Origin of the sequence: Halomonas sp. B23F22_3 (genome assembly GCF_043496965.1) — a bacterium.
In the GTDB taxonomy this organism is placed as follows: domain Bacteria; phylum Pseudomonadota; class Gammaproteobacteria; order Pseudomonadales; family Halomonadaceae; genus Halomonas.
The window spans coordinates 425,121-440,224 of the sequence record NZ_JBIEKG010000004.1; the positions used below are offsets into that span (position 1 = coordinate 425,121).

The 15,104-nt window shown below is 69.0% G+C and carries 12 protein-coding genes; 11 read left to right on the forward strand and 1 reads right to left on the reverse strand.

Annotated elements, in window-relative coordinates; all coding sequences use genetic code 11:
• Positions 1-208 precede the first annotated feature (208 nt).
• The gene (locus ACGTNG_RS11220) at positions 209-1,099 is read right to left on the reverse strand and encodes a LysR family transcriptional regulator (protein ID WP_394577088.1); all 891 of its coding nucleotides are present in this window, start codon (positions 1,097-1,099) and stop codon (positions 209-211) included.
• A 127-nt stretch (positions 1,100-1,226) separates the two neighbouring features.
• On the opposite strand from ACGTNG_RS11220, the gene ACGTNG_RS11225 reads away from it, so the two are divergent.
• The 11 genes from ACGTNG_RS11225 (at position 1,227) to fdhA (ending at position 14,886) form a co-directional block, all read left to right on the forward strand.
• Positions 1,227-2,336 (forward strand): S-(hydroxymethyl)glutathione dehydrogenase/class III alcohol dehydrogenase, encoded by a 1,110-nt coding sequence (locus ACGTNG_RS11225; RefSeq protein WP_394577089.1) that lies wholly within the window; start codon positions 1,227-1,229, stop codon positions 2,334-2,336.
• A gap of 197 nt (positions 2,337-2,533) precedes the next feature.
• Positions 2,534-3,391, forward strand: coding sequence for an S-formylglutathione hydrolase (gene fghA, locus ACGTNG_RS11230; RefSeq protein ID WP_394577090.1), 858 nt, complete (start codon positions 2,534-2,536; stop codon positions 3,389-3,391).
• 281 nt (positions 3,392-3,672) lie between these two features.
• Entirely contained in the window at positions 3,673-4,809 is a 1,137-nt protein-coding gene (gene gbdR / locus ACGTNG_RS11235; RefSeq protein ID WP_394577091.1) for a choline metabolism transcriptional regulator GbdR, read from the forward strand.
• A gap of 10 nt (positions 4,810-4,819) precedes the next feature.
• The gene (gene mtgA / locus ACGTNG_RS11240; RefSeq protein ID WP_394577092.1) at positions 4,820-5,521 is read left to right on the forward strand and encodes a monofunctional biosynthetic peptidoglycan transglycosylase; all 702 of its coding nucleotides are present in this window, start codon (positions 4,820-4,822) and stop codon (positions 5,519-5,521) included.
• A gap of 128 nt (positions 5,522-5,649) precedes the next feature.
• Complete coding sequence (locus tag ACGTNG_RS11245) at positions 5,650-6,627, forward strand: dipeptidase (RefSeq protein WP_394577093.1); 978 nt, start codon at positions 5,650-5,652, stop codon at positions 6,625-6,627.
• A 52-nt stretch (positions 6,628-6,679) separates the two neighbouring features.
• Positions 6,680-7,237: a DUF5943 domain-containing protein gene (locus ACGTNG_RS11250; RefSeq protein WP_394577094.1), complete on the forward strand. Its 558-nt coding sequence runs from the start codon at positions 6,680-6,682 to the stop codon at positions 7,235-7,237.
• A 12-nt stretch (positions 7,238-7,249) separates the two neighbouring features.
• Positions 7,250-9,322, forward strand: a complete 2,073-nt coding sequence (gene dgcA / locus ACGTNG_RS11255) for a dimethylglycine demethylation protein DgcA (protein ID WP_394577095.1) — start codon at positions 7,250-7,252, stop codon at positions 9,320-9,322.
• Between the two features lie 89 nt (positions 9,323-9,411).
• Positions 9,412-11,409 (forward strand): (Fe-S)-binding protein, encoded by a 1,998-nt coding sequence (locus ACGTNG_RS11260; protein WP_394577096.1) that lies wholly within the window; start codon positions 9,412-9,414, stop codon positions 11,407-11,409.
• Positions 11,406-12,686, forward strand: coding sequence for an electron transfer flavoprotein subunit alpha (etfA, locus tag ACGTNG_RS11265; protein ID WP_394577097.1), 1,281 nt, complete (start codon positions 11,406-11,408; stop codon positions 12,684-12,686). The genes ACGTNG_RS11260 and etfA overlap by 4 nt, the downstream gene beginning before the upstream one ends.
• On the forward strand, positions 12,676-13,479 hold the full coding sequence (etfB, locus tag ACGTNG_RS11270; RefSeq protein WP_394577098.1) for an electron transfer flavoprotein subunit beta: 804 nt from the start codon (positions 12,676-12,678) through the stop codon (positions 13,477-13,479). The genes etfA and etfB overlap by 11 nt, the downstream gene beginning before the upstream one ends.
• Positions 13,480-13,692: 213 nt before the next feature.
• Entirely contained in the window at positions 13,693-14,886 is a 1,194-nt protein-coding gene (gene fdhA, locus ACGTNG_RS11275) for a formaldehyde dehydrogenase, glutathione-independent (protein WP_394577099.1), read from the forward strand.
• Positions 14,887-15,104: the final 218 nt, after the last annotated feature.

The window sequence follows — 15,104 nt, forward strand, 5'->3', positions numbered from 1 at the left end:
GCGGAAGGTGTCAGCGTGGTGGTCTCGGGTCGTTCCCGGCCCTGCCGAGCGTTGTGGGCCAGGCGTCGCCGGTCGGTTTTCCCACCCTCATCAGTGTAGAACGCTGCGGAGGCTCTGACCCCGATTCAGCCGCTCGAGGGTCGGCTCCTTCCCGACGCGACCGAATGGACAGCGGGCAGGGTCGGGTGGCGCTTCATGAGGCATGGGCTCAGCGCCGCCTCGGCAGCCGCGCGGGCAGGCGCTCGACCAGGAAGTCGATGAACTGGCGGATCTTCGGCGAGCGGTGGCGGTGGTGCGGGGTCACCGCCCAGACCGCGCTGTCGTCGTGGCGGTAGGCGTCGAGCACGCTGATCAACTCGCCGCTGGCCAGGTGGGGCTCCACGTAGTAGTCCGGCAGCTGGGCGAGTCCCAGGCCCTTGAGCGCGGCATCCAGGAGCGCCGGCCCCGAGTTGCTCTCCCAGGGGCCGGCGACCCGCACCTCGCGACGCACGCCCTCCACGGCGAAGCGCCAGTGATCCCGGGAGCCGATCAGGCAGCGCTGGTGGGCGAGTTCGGAGAGCGCATGGGGCTGGGGGCGGTGGGTGAAGTAGGCCGGCGAGCCGACCACGTACTCGCGGCGCTCGCAGAGCCGCCGGGCGACCAGCGAGGAGTCTTCGAGCGCGCCCATCCGGATGGCGATGTCGAAGCCCTCGTCGATGATGTCCACCCGGCGATTGGTCAGGTGCAGGCGCACCTCCAGCTGAGGGTGCTGGACCATGAAGTCGTTGACCAGCGGCGCCAGGTAGCGCTCGCCGAAGGTGGTGGCGCAGGTCAGGCTCAGCAGGCCGATCGGCCTCGCCTGGAGGTCCTTGATCGCGGCCTCGGCCTCGCGAAAGCCCCCGACCAGGTGGTGGCAGTGCTGGTAGTAGACGCTGCCGGCCTCGGTGAGGCGGATCCGCCGCGTGGTGCGGTAGAGCAGGGTGGTGCCGAGTTGGTTCTCGAGCTGGCTGACCAGCCGGCTGACGTGGGAACTCGAGACCTTGAGCCGCTCGGCCGCGGCCTTGAAGGCGCCCAGGCGCACCACCTCGACGAAGGCCTCGACCCGATCCCAGCGCTGCATGATGCCTCCTGTCGACGTGATTGTTGCTGTATGACAATAATGTCCTGCATTTGATGCAGTTTATCCCGTCGGGACGAATTGCCTAGACTGTCCTCAGGTTCATTACACACCGAACGAGGAAGATGCCATGAAGTCTCGCGCTGCGGTCGCCCTGGAAGCCGGCAAGCCCCTGGAACTGGTCGAGATCGACGTCGAGGGCCCGAAGGCCGGCGAGGTGCTGGTAAAGATGGCCGCCACCAGCGTCTGTCACACCGATGCCTACACGCTCTCCGGTGCCGATCCGGAAGGCAACTTCCCGGCGGTGCTGGGCCACGAGGGCGCCGGCATCGTGCAGGAGGTGGGCGAGGGCGTGAGCAGCGTGCGCCCCGGCGACCACGTCATCCCGCTCTATACCGCCGAGTGCGGCCAGTGCAAGTTCTGCCTCTCCGGCAAGACCAACCTGTGCGGCGCCGTGCGCGCCACCCAGGGCAAGGGCGTGATGCCCGACGGCACCTCACGCTTCTCGCTGGACGGCAAGCCGCTGCACCACTACATGGGCTGCTCGACCTTCAGCGAGTACACGGTGCTGCCCGAGGTGTCGCTGGCAGTGGTCTCCAAGGAGGCGCCGCTGGACAAGATCTGCCTGCTCGGCTGCGGCGTGACCACGGGCATCGGCGCGGTGATGAACACCGCCAAGGTCGAGCCGGGCGCCACCGTGGCCGTCTTCGGCCTGGGCGCCATCGGCCTGGCGGTGATCCAGGGCGCGCAGATGGCCAAGGCCAGCCGCATCATCGCTATCGACGTCAATCCGGAGAAGTTCCACCTGGCCGCGCAGTTCGGGGCCACCGAGTTCGTCAATCCCAAGGAGCATGACGCCAGCATCCAGGAGGTGATCGTCGACATGACCGACGGTGGCGTCGACTACTCCTTCGAGTGCATCGGCAACGTCAACGTCATGCGCTCTGCGCTGGAGTGCTGCCACAAGGGTTGGGGCGAGTCGGTGATCATCGGCGTCGCCGGGGCCGGCGAGGAGATCTCGACGCGGCCGTTCCAGCTGGTCACCGGTCGGGTCTGGAAGGGGTCCGCCTTCGGCGGCGTCAAGGGGCGCACGGAGCTGCCGGGCTACGTGGATCGCTACATGAAGGGCGAGATCAACATCGACGACTTCATCACCCATGACATGCCCTTCGAGAAGATCAACGAGGCCTTCGAGCTGCTGCACAAGGGCGAGAGCATCCGCACCGTACTGCACTATTAACATGCGCCCGACGCCGCGCCATTGATACGCGCCGCTCTTCATTCACGCCCGACGCTGCGTGACGCGCGAAGCAGGTGATTCACGCCGGCGCCGCGTGATACGCAAGGAAGGCAGCCGCCGAGCGCCCGGCGATGCTTCGCGCGTCTATCGAGTGACAGGTTAGGCTGGGGGTTCCCCGGCCTTCAGGAGACAACTTCATGACCATGACCGAACACCTCGAGCTGGTCTCGGCCAACAAGAGCTACGGCGGCTGGCACAAGCGCTATCGCCACCGCTCCCGGGCGCTGGACTGCGAGATGACCTTCGCCATCTACCTGCCGCCCCAGGCGGAGACCGAGCGCGTGCCGCTGATGTGGTGGCTCTCCGGGCTGACCTGCACCGACGAGAACTTCATGCAGAAGGCCGGCGCGCATCGGGTCGCGGCCGAGCTCGGCATCGCCATCGTCTGCCCGGACACCAGCCCCCGCGGCACCAACCTGCCGGGCGAGGACGACAGCTACGACTTCGGCAGCGGCGCGGGCTTCTACGTCAACGCCACCCGCGAGCCCTGGAAGCAGCACTATCGCATGTACGACTACGTGGCCGAGGAGCTGCCCTCGGTGGTGCGCCAGCACTTCCCGGTCAACGGTCGCGAGTCGATCAGCGGCCACTCCATGGGCGGACACGGCGCGCTGATCCTGGCGCTGCGCCGGCCCGGCCACTATCGCGCGGTGTCGGCCTTCGCCCCCGTCGTCAATCCCAGCGAGTGCCCCTGGGGACAGAAGGCCTTCTCCGGCTACCTAGGCGAGGATCGCGGGCTCTGGACCCAGTACGACGCCTGCGAGCTGGTGGCCCGCGGGGCCTCGAGCCAGCCGCTGTTCATCGATCAGGGCGAGGCCGACGACTTCCTCGAGGAGCAGCTCTGCCCCGAACGCCTCGAGGCCGTGTGCGCCGAGCACGATCACCCGCTGACCTTGCGCCGCCAGCCGGGCTACGACCACAGCTACTACTTCATCGCCACCTTCATCGAGGAGCACCTGCGCTACCACGCCAGGCACCTGCACGCGACCCGCTGAGGGCCGGCGGGGCATGTCGCCCGCCGGGGCGACATGCCGCCTGGCGGGGGCGTGTCCCGGGGCGACATGATATGGCTCATGCGCGTCGCGATCGTCCCAGTCGACCAGGAAGAGCCGCCTGATAGGGAAATTTGACATGCCAGAAAACGACACCTGGGGTACATTCCCCCGTGAGCATGTCTGACAGCGACGCCTGACGCGGCCGTCATGCCTAACGCCCTCATTCCAAAGAGCAACGACAAACGAACAGGGCACAAAGCTACTTGCGCTGGAGTACTCGAATGACAGCCGCTCCCCAGGCCTCTCGCACGGCCGCCGTCCCCCAGACCATCGGCTTTCTGCTGATGGACGACTTCACCCTGATTTCACTGGCCTCGGCCATCGAACCCTTGCGCATGGCCAACCAGCTGGCCGGCCGCGAGCTCTATCGCTGGTTCACCCTGAGCCTCGAGGGCGCCCCGGTGAAGGCCAGCGATGGCCTCCAGGTCACCCCGGATGCCGCCACCAACGTGCCGCTGGCCCTCGACACGGTGATCGTCTGCGGCGGGGTGGGCCCCCAGCGCAGCGTCCAGCGCGAGTATGTCACCTGGCTGCAGTCCCAGGCCCGGCAGTTGCGTCGCCTGGGCGCGGTGTGCACGGGGACCTGGGCCCTGGCCCGGGCGGGGCTCCTCGACGGCTACGAGGCCAGCGTGCACTGGGAATGCCTGGCCGCCATGCAGGAGGCCTTCCCCAAGGTCGCGCTCACTACTCGGCTGTTCTCCATCGACCGCGATCGCGCCACCTCCTCCGGCGGCACCGCGCCGCTGGACATGATGCTGACCCTGATCGGCCGCGACCACGGACGCGAGCTCGCGGCGGGCATCTCCGAGATGTTCATCTACGACCGGGTACGCAACGAGCAGGATCAGCAGCGGGTGCCGCTCAAGCACGTGCTGGGCACCACCCAGCCACGCCTGCTGGAGATCGTCGCGCTGATGGAGGCCAACCTGGAGGAGCCCATCAGCCTGGACGAGCTGGCCGACTACGTGAACGTGTCACGTCGCCAGCTCGAGCGGCTGTTCCAGAAGAACCTGCACTGCTCGCCGTCGCGCTACTACCTCAAGCTGCGCCTGACCCGGGCCCGCCAGCTGCTCAAGCAGACCGCGATGTCGATCATCGAGGTGGCGTCGGCCTGCGGCTTCGTCTCCACGCCGCACTTCTCCAAGTGCTACCGGGAGTACTTCGGCATCCCGCCCCGTGACGAGCGGCTGGGCAGCACGCCCGTGGACCTGGTGCCCGTGACCTTGGGCAAGGAGGCGGCGGCCCTGTTGCAGTCCGCCTCCTACGCGCCGGTCGTCGAGCCGGTGTCCGCGGCCCTGAACGCCCTGGCCCAGGCCCGGGGAGAGCCCACCTACGCCAGCGTGCGGCTCAGAACATGAGCGAGGCTTGATGGGTAACTGGGGACGTCGGGCGGCGCGTGTCCTGGGGCTCGCCCTGCTGGGCTGGGTGGGGCTGTCGGTCCTGCTGGTGCTGATGCTTCGGGTGGTGCCGCTGGGCGGCTCCATGGTGATGTTCGAGCGCAAGGTGGAGGCCTGGCGCGCCGGCGAGGCGCTGGAGATCCGCCAGGACTGGCGCTCCTGGGAGGCGCTCTCCCCTCAGGCCAAGCTCGCGGTGATCGCCGCCGAGGACCAGCGCTTCCCCGTGCATCACGGCTTCGACCTGGTCGAGTTGCGACGTGCGGTCACCGCCAGTCTCAACGGCGGTGACCTGCGCGGCGCCAGCACCCTCAGTCAGCAGACCGCCAAGAACCTCTTCCTGTGGACCGACCGCAGCTGGGTGCGCAAGGGCCTGGAGGCCTGGTTCACCCTGCTCATCGAGATGCTCTGGCCCAAGGAGCGGATCCTCGAGGTCTACCTCAATATCGCCGAGTGGGACGACGGCGTCTTCGGCCTGGAGGCCGCTTCCCGCCACTACTTCGGCGTCTCCGCGTCCGAGCTCAGCGTCGTCCAGGCCAGTCGCCTGGCCGCCATCCTGCCCAATCCCCGCGGCTGGAGCGCCTCTCGCCCCGGCTCTCACGTGCTGCGCCGCAGCGCCTGGATCCGTGGCCAGATGCGCAACCTCGGCGGCACCGCCTACCTGCAACGCCTCTGAATCGCCGCGTGTCGCGATCGCGACGGCCATGACGCTTTTGGAATCTTCCCAGTCGCTTCCAGGCGCCGAGCCCCGGGGGGCGGGGGATATGCTGCCGGCAAGTTCATGCATTCTTCCGGAGCCCCGTCATGACCCCAGCCGAGCTGCATCAGGACGCCATCGTCATCGATGGCCTCGTTATCGCCAAGTGGAACCGCGAGCTGTTCGAGGACATGCGCAGGGGCGGCCTGACCGCCGCCAACTGCACGGTCTCGGTCTGGGAGGGATTCCAGGCCACCGTCGACAATATCGTCAGGAGCAATGCCCTGATGGCCGAGTCCAGCGACCTGGTGCGCCCGGTGCGGACCGCCGCCGACATCACCCGGGCCAAGGAGGAGGGCAAGACCGGCATCATCTACGGCTTCCAGAACGCCCACGCCTTCGAGGACCAGATCGGCTACGTCGAGATCTTCAAGCAGCTCGGCGTGGGCATCGTGCAGATGTGCTACAACACCCAGAACCTGGTGGGCACCGGCTGCTACGAACGTGACGGCGGCCTGTCCGGCTTCGGCCACGAGATCGTCGCCGAGATGAACCGCGTCGGCGTCATGTGCGACCTCTCCCACGTCGGCGAGAAGACCTCCACCGAGGTCATCGAGGCCTCCCAGAAGCCGGTCTGCTACTCCCACTGCCTGCCCTCCGGCCTCAAGGAGCACCCCCGCAACAAGTCCGACGCGGAGCTCAAGTTCATCGCCGACCATGGCGGCTTCGTTGGCGTGACCATGTTCACGCCCTTCCTGCGGGCCGGGGTGGATGCCACCGTCGACGACTACGTCGAGGCCATCGAGTACGTCATGAACATCGTCGGCGAGGATGCCATCGGCATCGGCACCGACTTCACCCAGGGCCACGACCAGAACTTCTTCGAGTGGCTGACCCACGACAAGGGCTATGCCCGTCGCCTCACGCGCTTCGGCAAGATCATCAACCCCGAGGGCATTCGCACCATCGGCGAGTTCCCCAACCTCACCGAGGCGCTCTCGCGCCGTGGCTTCAGTGAATCCCAGGTCCGCAAGATCATGGGCGAGAACTGGGTCCGCGTGCTGCGCGACGTCTGGGGCGAATGATCGCCCCTGCCCCCTGACCCCGCATCCAATAACAACTCGAGTGAGTGACACCGTGACCAAGATGGCCCCCGAACTGCCCATTGACGTGGATGCCGAGACCGGCGTCTGGACCACCGATGCGCTGCCCATGCTCTACGTGCCCCGGCACTTCTTCATCAACAACCACGTGGCCGTGGAGGAGGCGCTGGGCGCCGAGAAGTACGCCGAGATCCTCTATCAAGCCGGCTACAAGAGCGCCTGGCACTGGTGCGAGAAGGAGGCCGAATGCCACGGCCTCGAGGGCGAGGCGGTCTTCGAGCACTACATGAAGCGCCTGTCCCAGCGCGGGTGGGGCAAGTTCGTGACCGAGGCCATCGACCTCGAGGCGGGGACCTGCCGGGTGCGCCTCGAGCACAGCGCCTTCGTCTACCAGCTGGGCAAGGTGGGTCGCCGCGTCGAGTACATGTTCACCGGCTGGTTCGCCGGCGCCATGGACCAGATCCTCGCCGCGCGTGGAAGCGAGCTGCGTACCGTCGCCGAGCAGACCCAGAGCGGCGCCGAGGAAGGCTGCGACGTCGGCATCTTCGTGACCCGTCCGCGCGACGCTCACTCCACCACCGGGCAGGCCTGAGGAGGCATCACCATGGCATTCGACGCGATCTTCCAGCCGATCCAGATCGGCAACCTGACCATCCGCAACCGCGTGGTCAGCACCGCCCATGCCGAGGTGCATGCCACCGACGGCGGCATGACCACCGACCGCTACGTCAAGTACTACGAGGAGAAGGCTAAGGGCGGCGTGGGCCTGTCCATCTGCGGCGGCTCCTCGGTGGTCTCCATCGACAGCCCCCAGGGCTGGTGGAGCTCGGTCAACCTCGCCACCGACCGCATCATCCCGCACTTCCAGAATCTCGCCGACGCCGTGCACAAGCATGGCGGCAAGATCATGATCCAGATCACCCACATGGGGCGCCGCTCGCGCTGGGACGGCTTCGACTGGTCGACCCTGGTGTCGCCCTCGGGGATCCGCGAGCCGGTGCACCGCTCGACCTGCAAGACCATCGAGGAAGAGGACATCTGGCGCATCATCGGCGACTTCGCCCAGGCCGCGCGGCGGGCGAAGGAAGGTGGGCTGGACGGCGTCGAGCTGTCCGCCGTCCACCAGCACCTGATCGACCAGTTCTGGAGCCCGCGGGTCAACAAGCGCGAGGACCAGTGGGGCGGCAGCTTCGAGAACCGCATGCGCTTCGGCATGGAGGTGCTCAAGGCGGTGCGCGCCGAGGTCGGCGACGACTTCGTGGTGGGCATGCGCATCTGTGGCGACGAGTTCCACCCGGACGGCCTGTCCCACGAGGACATGAAGCAGATCGCCGCCTACTACGACGCCACCGGCCAGGTCGATTTCTTCGGCGTGATCGGCTCGGGCTGCGATACCCATGACACCCTGGCCAACGTCATCCCCAACATGGCCTATCCGCCGGAGCCCTTCCTGCACCTGGCCGCCGGCATCAAGGAAGTGGTCAAGGCGCCGGTGATCCATGCACAGAACATCAAGGATCCCAACCAGGCCGAGCGCATCCTCGAGGGCGGCTACGTCGACCTGGTCGGCATGACCCGGGCGCACATCGCCGACCCGCACCTGATCGCCAAGATCAAGATGGGCCAGGTCGACCAGATCAAGCAGTGCGTGGGGGCCAACTACTGCATCGACCGCCAGTACCAGGGGCTGGACGTGCTGTGCATCCAGAATGCCGCCACCTCCCGGGAGTACATGGGCCTGCCGCACATCATCGAGGCCTCCGAGGGGCCCAAGCGCACGGTCGTGGTGGTCGGCGGTGGCCCCGGCGGCATGGAGGCGGCACGGGTCGCCGCCGAGCGGGGCCATGCGGTCACCCTGTTCGAGGCCGCCGACAGCCTAGGCGGGCAGATCACCACGGCCTCCAGGGCGCCCCAGCGTGACCAGATCGCCGGTATCACCCGCTGGTACCAGCTCGAGCTGGCGCGCCTCGGCGTCGACCAGCGCCTGGGCACCCGGGCCGACGAGGCCACCATCCTGGACCTGCGCCCGGACATCGTGGTGCTGGCCACCGGGGGGCATCCCTACCTCGAGCAGTATCCCGAGTGGGGCTATGCGGAGAATCCCGAGGAGAGCCTGGTGGTCAGCACCTGGGACATCCTCAACGGCCGGGTCGAGCCGGGCAAGAACGTGCTGATCTACGACGCCATCTGCGAGTTCTCGGGCATGTCCGCGGCGGACTACCTGGCCGACAAGGGGGCCAAGGTCGAGATCGTCACCGATGACATCAAGCCGGGCGCGGCGGTGGGCGGCACCACCTTCCCGACCTACTACCGCAGCCTCTATCAGAAGGAGGTGATCATGACCTCCGACCTGATGCTGCACAAGGTCTACCGGGAGGGCGATTCCCTGGTGGCAGTACTCGAGAACGAGTACACCGGCACCCAGGAGGAGCGCGTGGTCGACCAGGTGGTGGTGGAGAACGGCGTGCGTCCCGACGAGGCCCTCTACTACGCCCTGAAGCCCCGCTCTCGCAACCGGGGCCAGGTGGACCTGGAGGCCCTCTACGCCATCCAGCCCCAGCCGTGCCTCGCCGAGGAGGGCGAGGGACCGCTGCTGTTCCGGCTCGGTGACTGCAGTGCCCCGCGCAACACCCATGCGGCGATCTACGACGCCCTGCGCCTCTGCAAGGACTTCTAGCCGAGCGCGGAGTCGACGTCAGCGGCCTCAGCGGCCCGGTCGCCATGACCGGGTCGTCCAACAATTCCAAGAGTGCGAGGTGAGCCGAGATGCTCGATACCCTCCTGCCGATCCTGATCGCCGCCGCCCTGGCGCTGGCGGTGATCGGCGCCGGGCGGCGTGTCCGCCTGTGGCGCCAGGGGCGTCCCGCCCGGGTCTCCCTGCTCAAGGGGCTCGCCGCCATGCCGCGGCGCTACCTGGTGGATCTTCACCATGTGGTGGCCCGCGACAAGGCGATGTCCAACACCCACGTGGCCACCGCCGGCGGCTTCGTCGCCGCGGCCGTGCTGATGATCCTGGTGCACGGGCTGGGCCTGGGGTCCGAGGTCGCCGAGGGCCTGCTCGGCTGGCTGCTGCTCGCCGCCAGCGCGACCATGTTCGTCGGCAGCTGCTTCGTGGCCCGCCGGCGCCGCAACCCGCCGTCACGGCTCTCCAGGGGCCCGTGGATGCGCCTGCCCAAGAGCCTGATGGCCTTCTCGCTGAGCGTCTTCGCCATCACCCTGCCCACGGTGGGTCTGCTACCCGAAGACTTCGGGAGCTGGATGCTGGCACTGGCGCTCTCCGCCGTGCTGGTCTGGGGCCTGGGCGAGATGTTCTTCGGCATGACCTGGGGCGGGCCCATGAAGCACGCCTTCGCCGGTGCCCTGCACCTGGCCTTCCACCGTCGCGCCGAGCGCTTTTCCACGAAAACGGGGGGCGGCGGGCGCTCCACCGGCCTCAAGGCCCTGGACCTGGACGATCCCGAGGCCCCGCTGGGTGTCGAGACACCCGCCGACTTCACCTGGAACCAGCTGCTCGGCTTCGATGCCTGCGTGCAGTGTGGTCGCTGCGAGGCGGCCTGTCCGGCCTTCGCCGCCGGCCAGCCGCTCAACCCCAAGAAGCTGATCCAGGACATGGTCGTCGGCATGGCCGGCGGCAGCGACGCTGCCTATGCCGGCAGCCCCTACCCCGGCAAGCCGGTGGGCGAGCACGAAGGCCATGCCCAGGGGCCCATCGTGGCGCGGGAGGGCCAGGCCCTGGTGGACGCCGAGACCCTGTGGTCCTGCACCACCTGTCGGGCCTGCGTCGAGGAGTGCCCGATGATGATCGAGCACGTCGATGCCATCGTCGACATGCGCCGCTTCCTGACCCTGGAGCACGGCAACACGCCCAACAAGGGGCCCGAGGTCCTCGACAACCTGATCGCCACCGACAACCCCGGCGGCTTCGACCCCGGGGCGCGGATGCACTGGGCCGCCGACCTGGAGCTGCCGCTGATGACGGACCTGCAGCAGGTCGACGTGCTGCTGTGGCTCGGCGACGGCGCCTACGACATGCGCAACCAGCGCACCCTGCGGTCGCTGGTCAAGGTGCTGCGTGCCGCCGGCGTCGACTTCGCCGTGCTCGGCAACGAGGAGCGTGACAGCGGCGACGTGGCGCGGCGTCTGGGCGACGAGGCGACCTTCCAGAGCCTGGCCAAGCGCAACATCGCCACCCTGGCCAAGTACCGGTTCCAGCATATCCTCACCTGTGACCCGCACAGCTTCCACGTGCTGGGCAACGAGTACGGCGAGCTGGGCGGCCACTACCGGGTCTATCACCACAGCACCTTCATCGCCGAGCTCCATGAGGCGGGTCGCCTGGCCTTCCGGCCCTGGAAGGGCGGCAGCGTGACCTATCACGACCCCTGCTACCTGGGCCGCTACAACGGCGAATTCGAGGCGCCGCGCAACGTGCTGCGTGCGTTGGGCATCGAGGTCGCCGAGATGGAGCGGTCCGGCTTCCGCTCACGCTGCTGTGGCGGCGGTGGCGGGGCCCCGATCACCGACATCCCCGGCAAGCAGCGGATCCCGGACATGCGCATGGGTGACGTGAGCGAGACCGGTGCCGAGCTGGTGGCCGTGGGCTGTCCCCAGTGCACCGCCATGCTGGAAGGCGTGGTCGACAGCGCCGCCGAGGTTCGCGATATCGCCGAGCTGGTGGCCGACGCCCTGGTCGAGTCGCCGGCCGGGCATGCCAAGGGTCAGGCGCGGACGACCCGTCCGCTGGCCGAGGAGGTAGTGTCATGAGCGACATCCGACGTCGCGATCCCCGCCAGGAGTGGATCGCCCGCAATCGCCTGCATCCCCAGCACCTCGAGGTGCTGGCGGAACTGGGAAGGGGGGCCGGCGAGGGGGCGGCCAGCGAATGGATAGGGCCCCAGGGCCTGATCCGCCGGAACCCCCGTGCCGTCGGCTTCATCGGGCCCAACGGCGTGAAGCGCATCGATCGCAGCGGGGCCCAGCAGGGCCAGCGCGCGGGTGGGGCGCGGGCCTCGGCCGCCGCCAGCAAGCCGCGGATCGAGATCGAGGCGCCGGCCTTCCTGGTGGCCGTGGTGCCGGACATGGCCGGCGGTCGCCTGACCGGTCACGACCGCGACCTGCTGGGGCTGGCCCGCCAGCTGGCCGATGCCGACCCGGCGGCCCGCGGCGCGGTGCTGGCCGTGGTCTTCGGTGAGCACAAGGAGGATGACTTCGAGGGGGCCGGTGTCGACCGTCTGCTGCACCTCGCCGGGCCCGAGGTCGACGGCTTCGCCCCCGAGGCCCGCCTCGGCGCGCTGGTCGCCATGGACCGGGCCTGGAGCCCGCGGCACTGGCTGCTGCCGGACTCCAAGCTGGGTGGCGCCGACCTCGGGCGGCGCCTGGCGGCCCGGCTCGGCGAGCGTCCGGCCACCGGCGTCTGGCAGCTCGAGGCCGATGGCGAGGCGCCCTTGGGCTGGCGCTGCAACGCCCGCGGCGCGGCGGCCACCCTGGATTTCCAGCGCGCCATGCCTCGCCTGGTGCTGGCCCTGGCCGAGTGTGCCGAACCGATCAGCGAGACGCGCCATGCCGCCGAGCCCCTGGCACTGCCCGAGCCGCTGCCCGTCCAGCTCTCGCGCATCCAGGACCTCGGCCAGGTGGCGGTCGACCCCGCCGGGGTGGCGCTCTCCGAGGCCGAGTTCATCCTCTCCGCCGGCAACGGCGTGCGTGACTGGGAGGCCTTTCATCATGCCGCCGAGGTGCTCGGGGCCACCGAGGGGGCGTCCCGGGTGGCCGTGGACGACGGCTTCATGGCCCGCGACCGGCAGGTCGGGGCCACCGGCACCTGGGTCACCGCCCGGGTCTACGTGGCGGTGGGCATCAGCGGGGCCATCCAGCACCTGCAGGGCATCCAGACCTGCGACAAGGTGGTGGCCATCAACATGGATCCCGGCTGCGACATGATCAAGCGCGCCGACCTGGCGGTGATCGGTGATTCGGGCAAGGTGCTCGAGGCCCTGGTCGCCCTGGTGGAGCAGTCGAGGGAGGAGAAGCGCAATGCGGCCTGAGTCTCATCACGACGAATCCCTCGCGGTGACCGTGCTGGTCTCCGTGGGGCGCCATCCGCTGACCGGACGCGGCCGGCGGGCCGACCAGGACGCCCGTGGGGTGGAGCTGGCGCATACCCTGACCGGCGCCGCGGTCGAGCTCTTGCACGCTGGTCGCCTCGACGAGGGCAGTGACGCGGCCCTGCGTGGCTACCTGGGCATGGGCTTCGAGTCCCTCTCGCTGCTCGAGCAGCCCGCTGGGGCCGACGTGCTGCCGGCCCTGGCCGAGGCCCTCGAGGCGGCGGGGCCGCAGCTGGTGATCGCCGGCGAGCGGGCCGAGCAGGGCGAGGGATCCGGCCTGCTGCCCTATCTGCTCGCCGAGCGCCTGGGCTGGCCTGTGGTCAGTGGCCTGGCGGCCGTGGAAGAGGTCAAGGAGGGCGTCGCCACGCTGCTGCAGGCCCTGCCCCGGGGCCAGCGTCGCCGGCTCCAGGTGCGCCTGCCGGCCATCGTCACCGTCGACGCGGCGGCACCGGCCCCGCGCCAGAGCGCCTATGGTCCGGCCCGGCGGGGTGATCTGGACGTCCAGGCGGCCCCGGTGATGGAGGATGCCGACCTGGCCCGGTGGCAGGCCCAGCCGGCGCGCAAGCGGCCCAAGCGCCTGAAGATCGTCAAGGCCGCCTCGGCCCGAGACCGCTTCAAGGCCGCCGCGGCCAAGGCCGAGGGGGGCGGCGGTCAGGTGCTCACCGAGGTCACCCCTGAGGAGGGGGCCGAGGCCATCTTCAAGCTGCTCAAGGAGGAGGGCGTGCTGCGCTAGGCGCGCGGCATCTCCCGTCGCAACGCGAAGCCCCGGCCTGGTGCCGGGGCTTTCGCGTCCGGGGCCACGGCGTCGCCGTCACGCGGGGACTGGCGATGTCTCGAATTGGCATGGCGATGACTCGCTCGGAACATTCCGGCCGAGGGAAGGGTATATCGTCGAAGAGCGGCGGCCCAGCCCCGTCCCCTACAACAACATCGAAGGAAGCCAGCCATGAGCACAGCCAACCGCGGCGTCGTCTACAAGGGCCCGGGAGAGGTCGCCGTCGAATCCATCGCCTATCCGGAACTCGCCCTGGGCAATCGCAAGTGCGAACACGGCGTGATCCTCAAGGTGGTCACCACCAATATCTGCGGCAGCGACCAGCACATGGTGCGTGGCCGCACCACCGCGCCTTCCGGTCTGGTGCTGGGCCACGAGATCACCGGCCTGGTGGTCGAGTGCGGGCGCGACGTCGAATTCCTGAGCCCGGGTGATCTGGTCTCGGTGCCGTTCAACATCGCCTGCGGGCGCTGTCGCAACTGCAAGTCCGGCCAGACCGGCATCTGCCTCAACGTCAATCCGTCGCGCCCCGGCGCCGCCTACGGCTACGTCGACATGGGCGGCTGGGTCGGTGGCCAGACCGAGTACGTGATGGTCCCCTACGCCGACTTCAACCTGCTGAAGTTCCCGGACGCCGACCAGGCCATGGACAAGATCAAGGACCTCACGCTGCTGTCCGACATCTTCCCCACCGGCTTCCACGGCTGCGTCACCGCCGGCGTCGGCCCGGGCTCCACCGTCTACATCGCCGGGGCCGGCCCCGTCGGCCTGGCCGCCGCCGTGTCCGCCCAGCTGCTGGGGGCGGCCTGCGTGATCGTCGGCGACATGATCGAGGAGCGCCTGGCCCAGGCCCGCAGCTTCGGCTGCGAGACCCTCGACCTGACCCAGGATGGCGACATGGCCGACAGGATCGAGGTGATCCTCGGCGAGCGCGAGGTCGACGCCTTCGTCGACTGCGTCGGCTTCGAGGCCCACGCCTGTGGCTGCAACCACGGCAAGGAGGCGCCGGCCACCGTGCTCAACTCCGCCATGTCGCTGACCCGCGCCGGCGGCCAGATCGGCATCCCGGGGCTCTACGTCACCGAGGACCCGGGCGCGGCCGACGAGGCGGCCAAGCAGGGGGCGCTGAGCATGCGCTTCGGGCTCGGCTGGGCCAAGTCCCACAGCTTCCATACCGGCCAGTGCCCGGTGATGAAGTACCACCGTCCGCTGATGCAGGCGATCCTGTTCGGCAAGGTCAACATCGCCGACGCGGTCAACGTCCAGATGATCACCCTGGACCAGGCGCCGCAGGGCTATGCCGACTTCGACGGCGGGGCGGCCAAGAAATTCGTCATCGACCCCCACGGCAGCGTGGCCGCTTGAAGGGCGGCGCGGCCAGCAGTTCGGGGTTATCGACCCCCGCGGCAGCGTGGCCGCTTGAAGGGCGACGCGGCCAGCAGTTCGGGGTTATCGACCTCAAAGGCAGCGTGGCCGCCTGAGTCAGCGCGGCGAGCCGCGGCGGGGGGATCACCCCCAAATGGCAGCCTCGCTTCCTGATCGATCCACCCGGTGCAACGACGGCGTCCTCCCGGGGCGCCGTC

Coding starts and splice junctions, on each gene's coding strand:
- ACGTNG_RS11220 (WP_394577088.1), bottom strand. CDS start 1,099: ATGCAGCGCTGGGATCGGGTCGAGGCCTTCGTCGAGGTGGTGCGCCTG.
- ACGTNG_RS11225 (WP_394577089.1), top strand. CDS start 1,227: ATGAAGTCTCGCGCTGCGGTCGCCCTGGAAGCCGGCAAGCCCCTGGAA.
- fghA (WP_394577090.1), top strand. CDS start 2,534: ATGACCATGACCGAACACCTCGAGCTGGTCTCGGCCAACAAGAGCTAC.
- gbdR (WP_394577091.1), top strand. CDS start 3,673: ATGACAGCCGCTCCCCAGGCCTCTCGCACGGCCGCCGTCCCCCAGACC.
- mtgA (WP_394577092.1), top strand. CDS start 4,820: ATGGGTAACTGGGGACGTCGGGCGGCGCGTGTCCTGGGGCTCGCCCTG.
- ACGTNG_RS11245 (WP_394577093.1), top strand. CDS start 5,650: ATGACCCCAGCCGAGCTGCATCAGGACGCCATCGTCATCGATGGCCTC.
- dgcA (WP_394577095.1), top strand. CDS start 7,250: ATGGCATTCGACGCGATCTTCCAGCCGATCCAGATCGGCAACCTGACC.
- ACGTNG_RS11260 (WP_394577096.1), top strand. CDS start 9,412: ATGCTCGATACCCTCCTGCCGATCCTGATCGCCGCCGCCCTGGCGCTG.
- etfA (WP_394577097.1), top strand. CDS start 11,406: ATGAGCGACATCCGACGTCGCGATCCCCGCCAGGAGTGGATCGCCCGC.
- etfB (WP_394577098.1), top strand. CDS start 12,676: ATGCGGCCTGAGTCTCATCACGACGAATCCCTCGCGGTGACCGTGCTG.
- fdhA (WP_394577099.1), top strand. CDS start 13,693: ATGAGCACAGCCAACCGCGGCGTCGTCTACAAGGGCCCGGGAGAGGTC.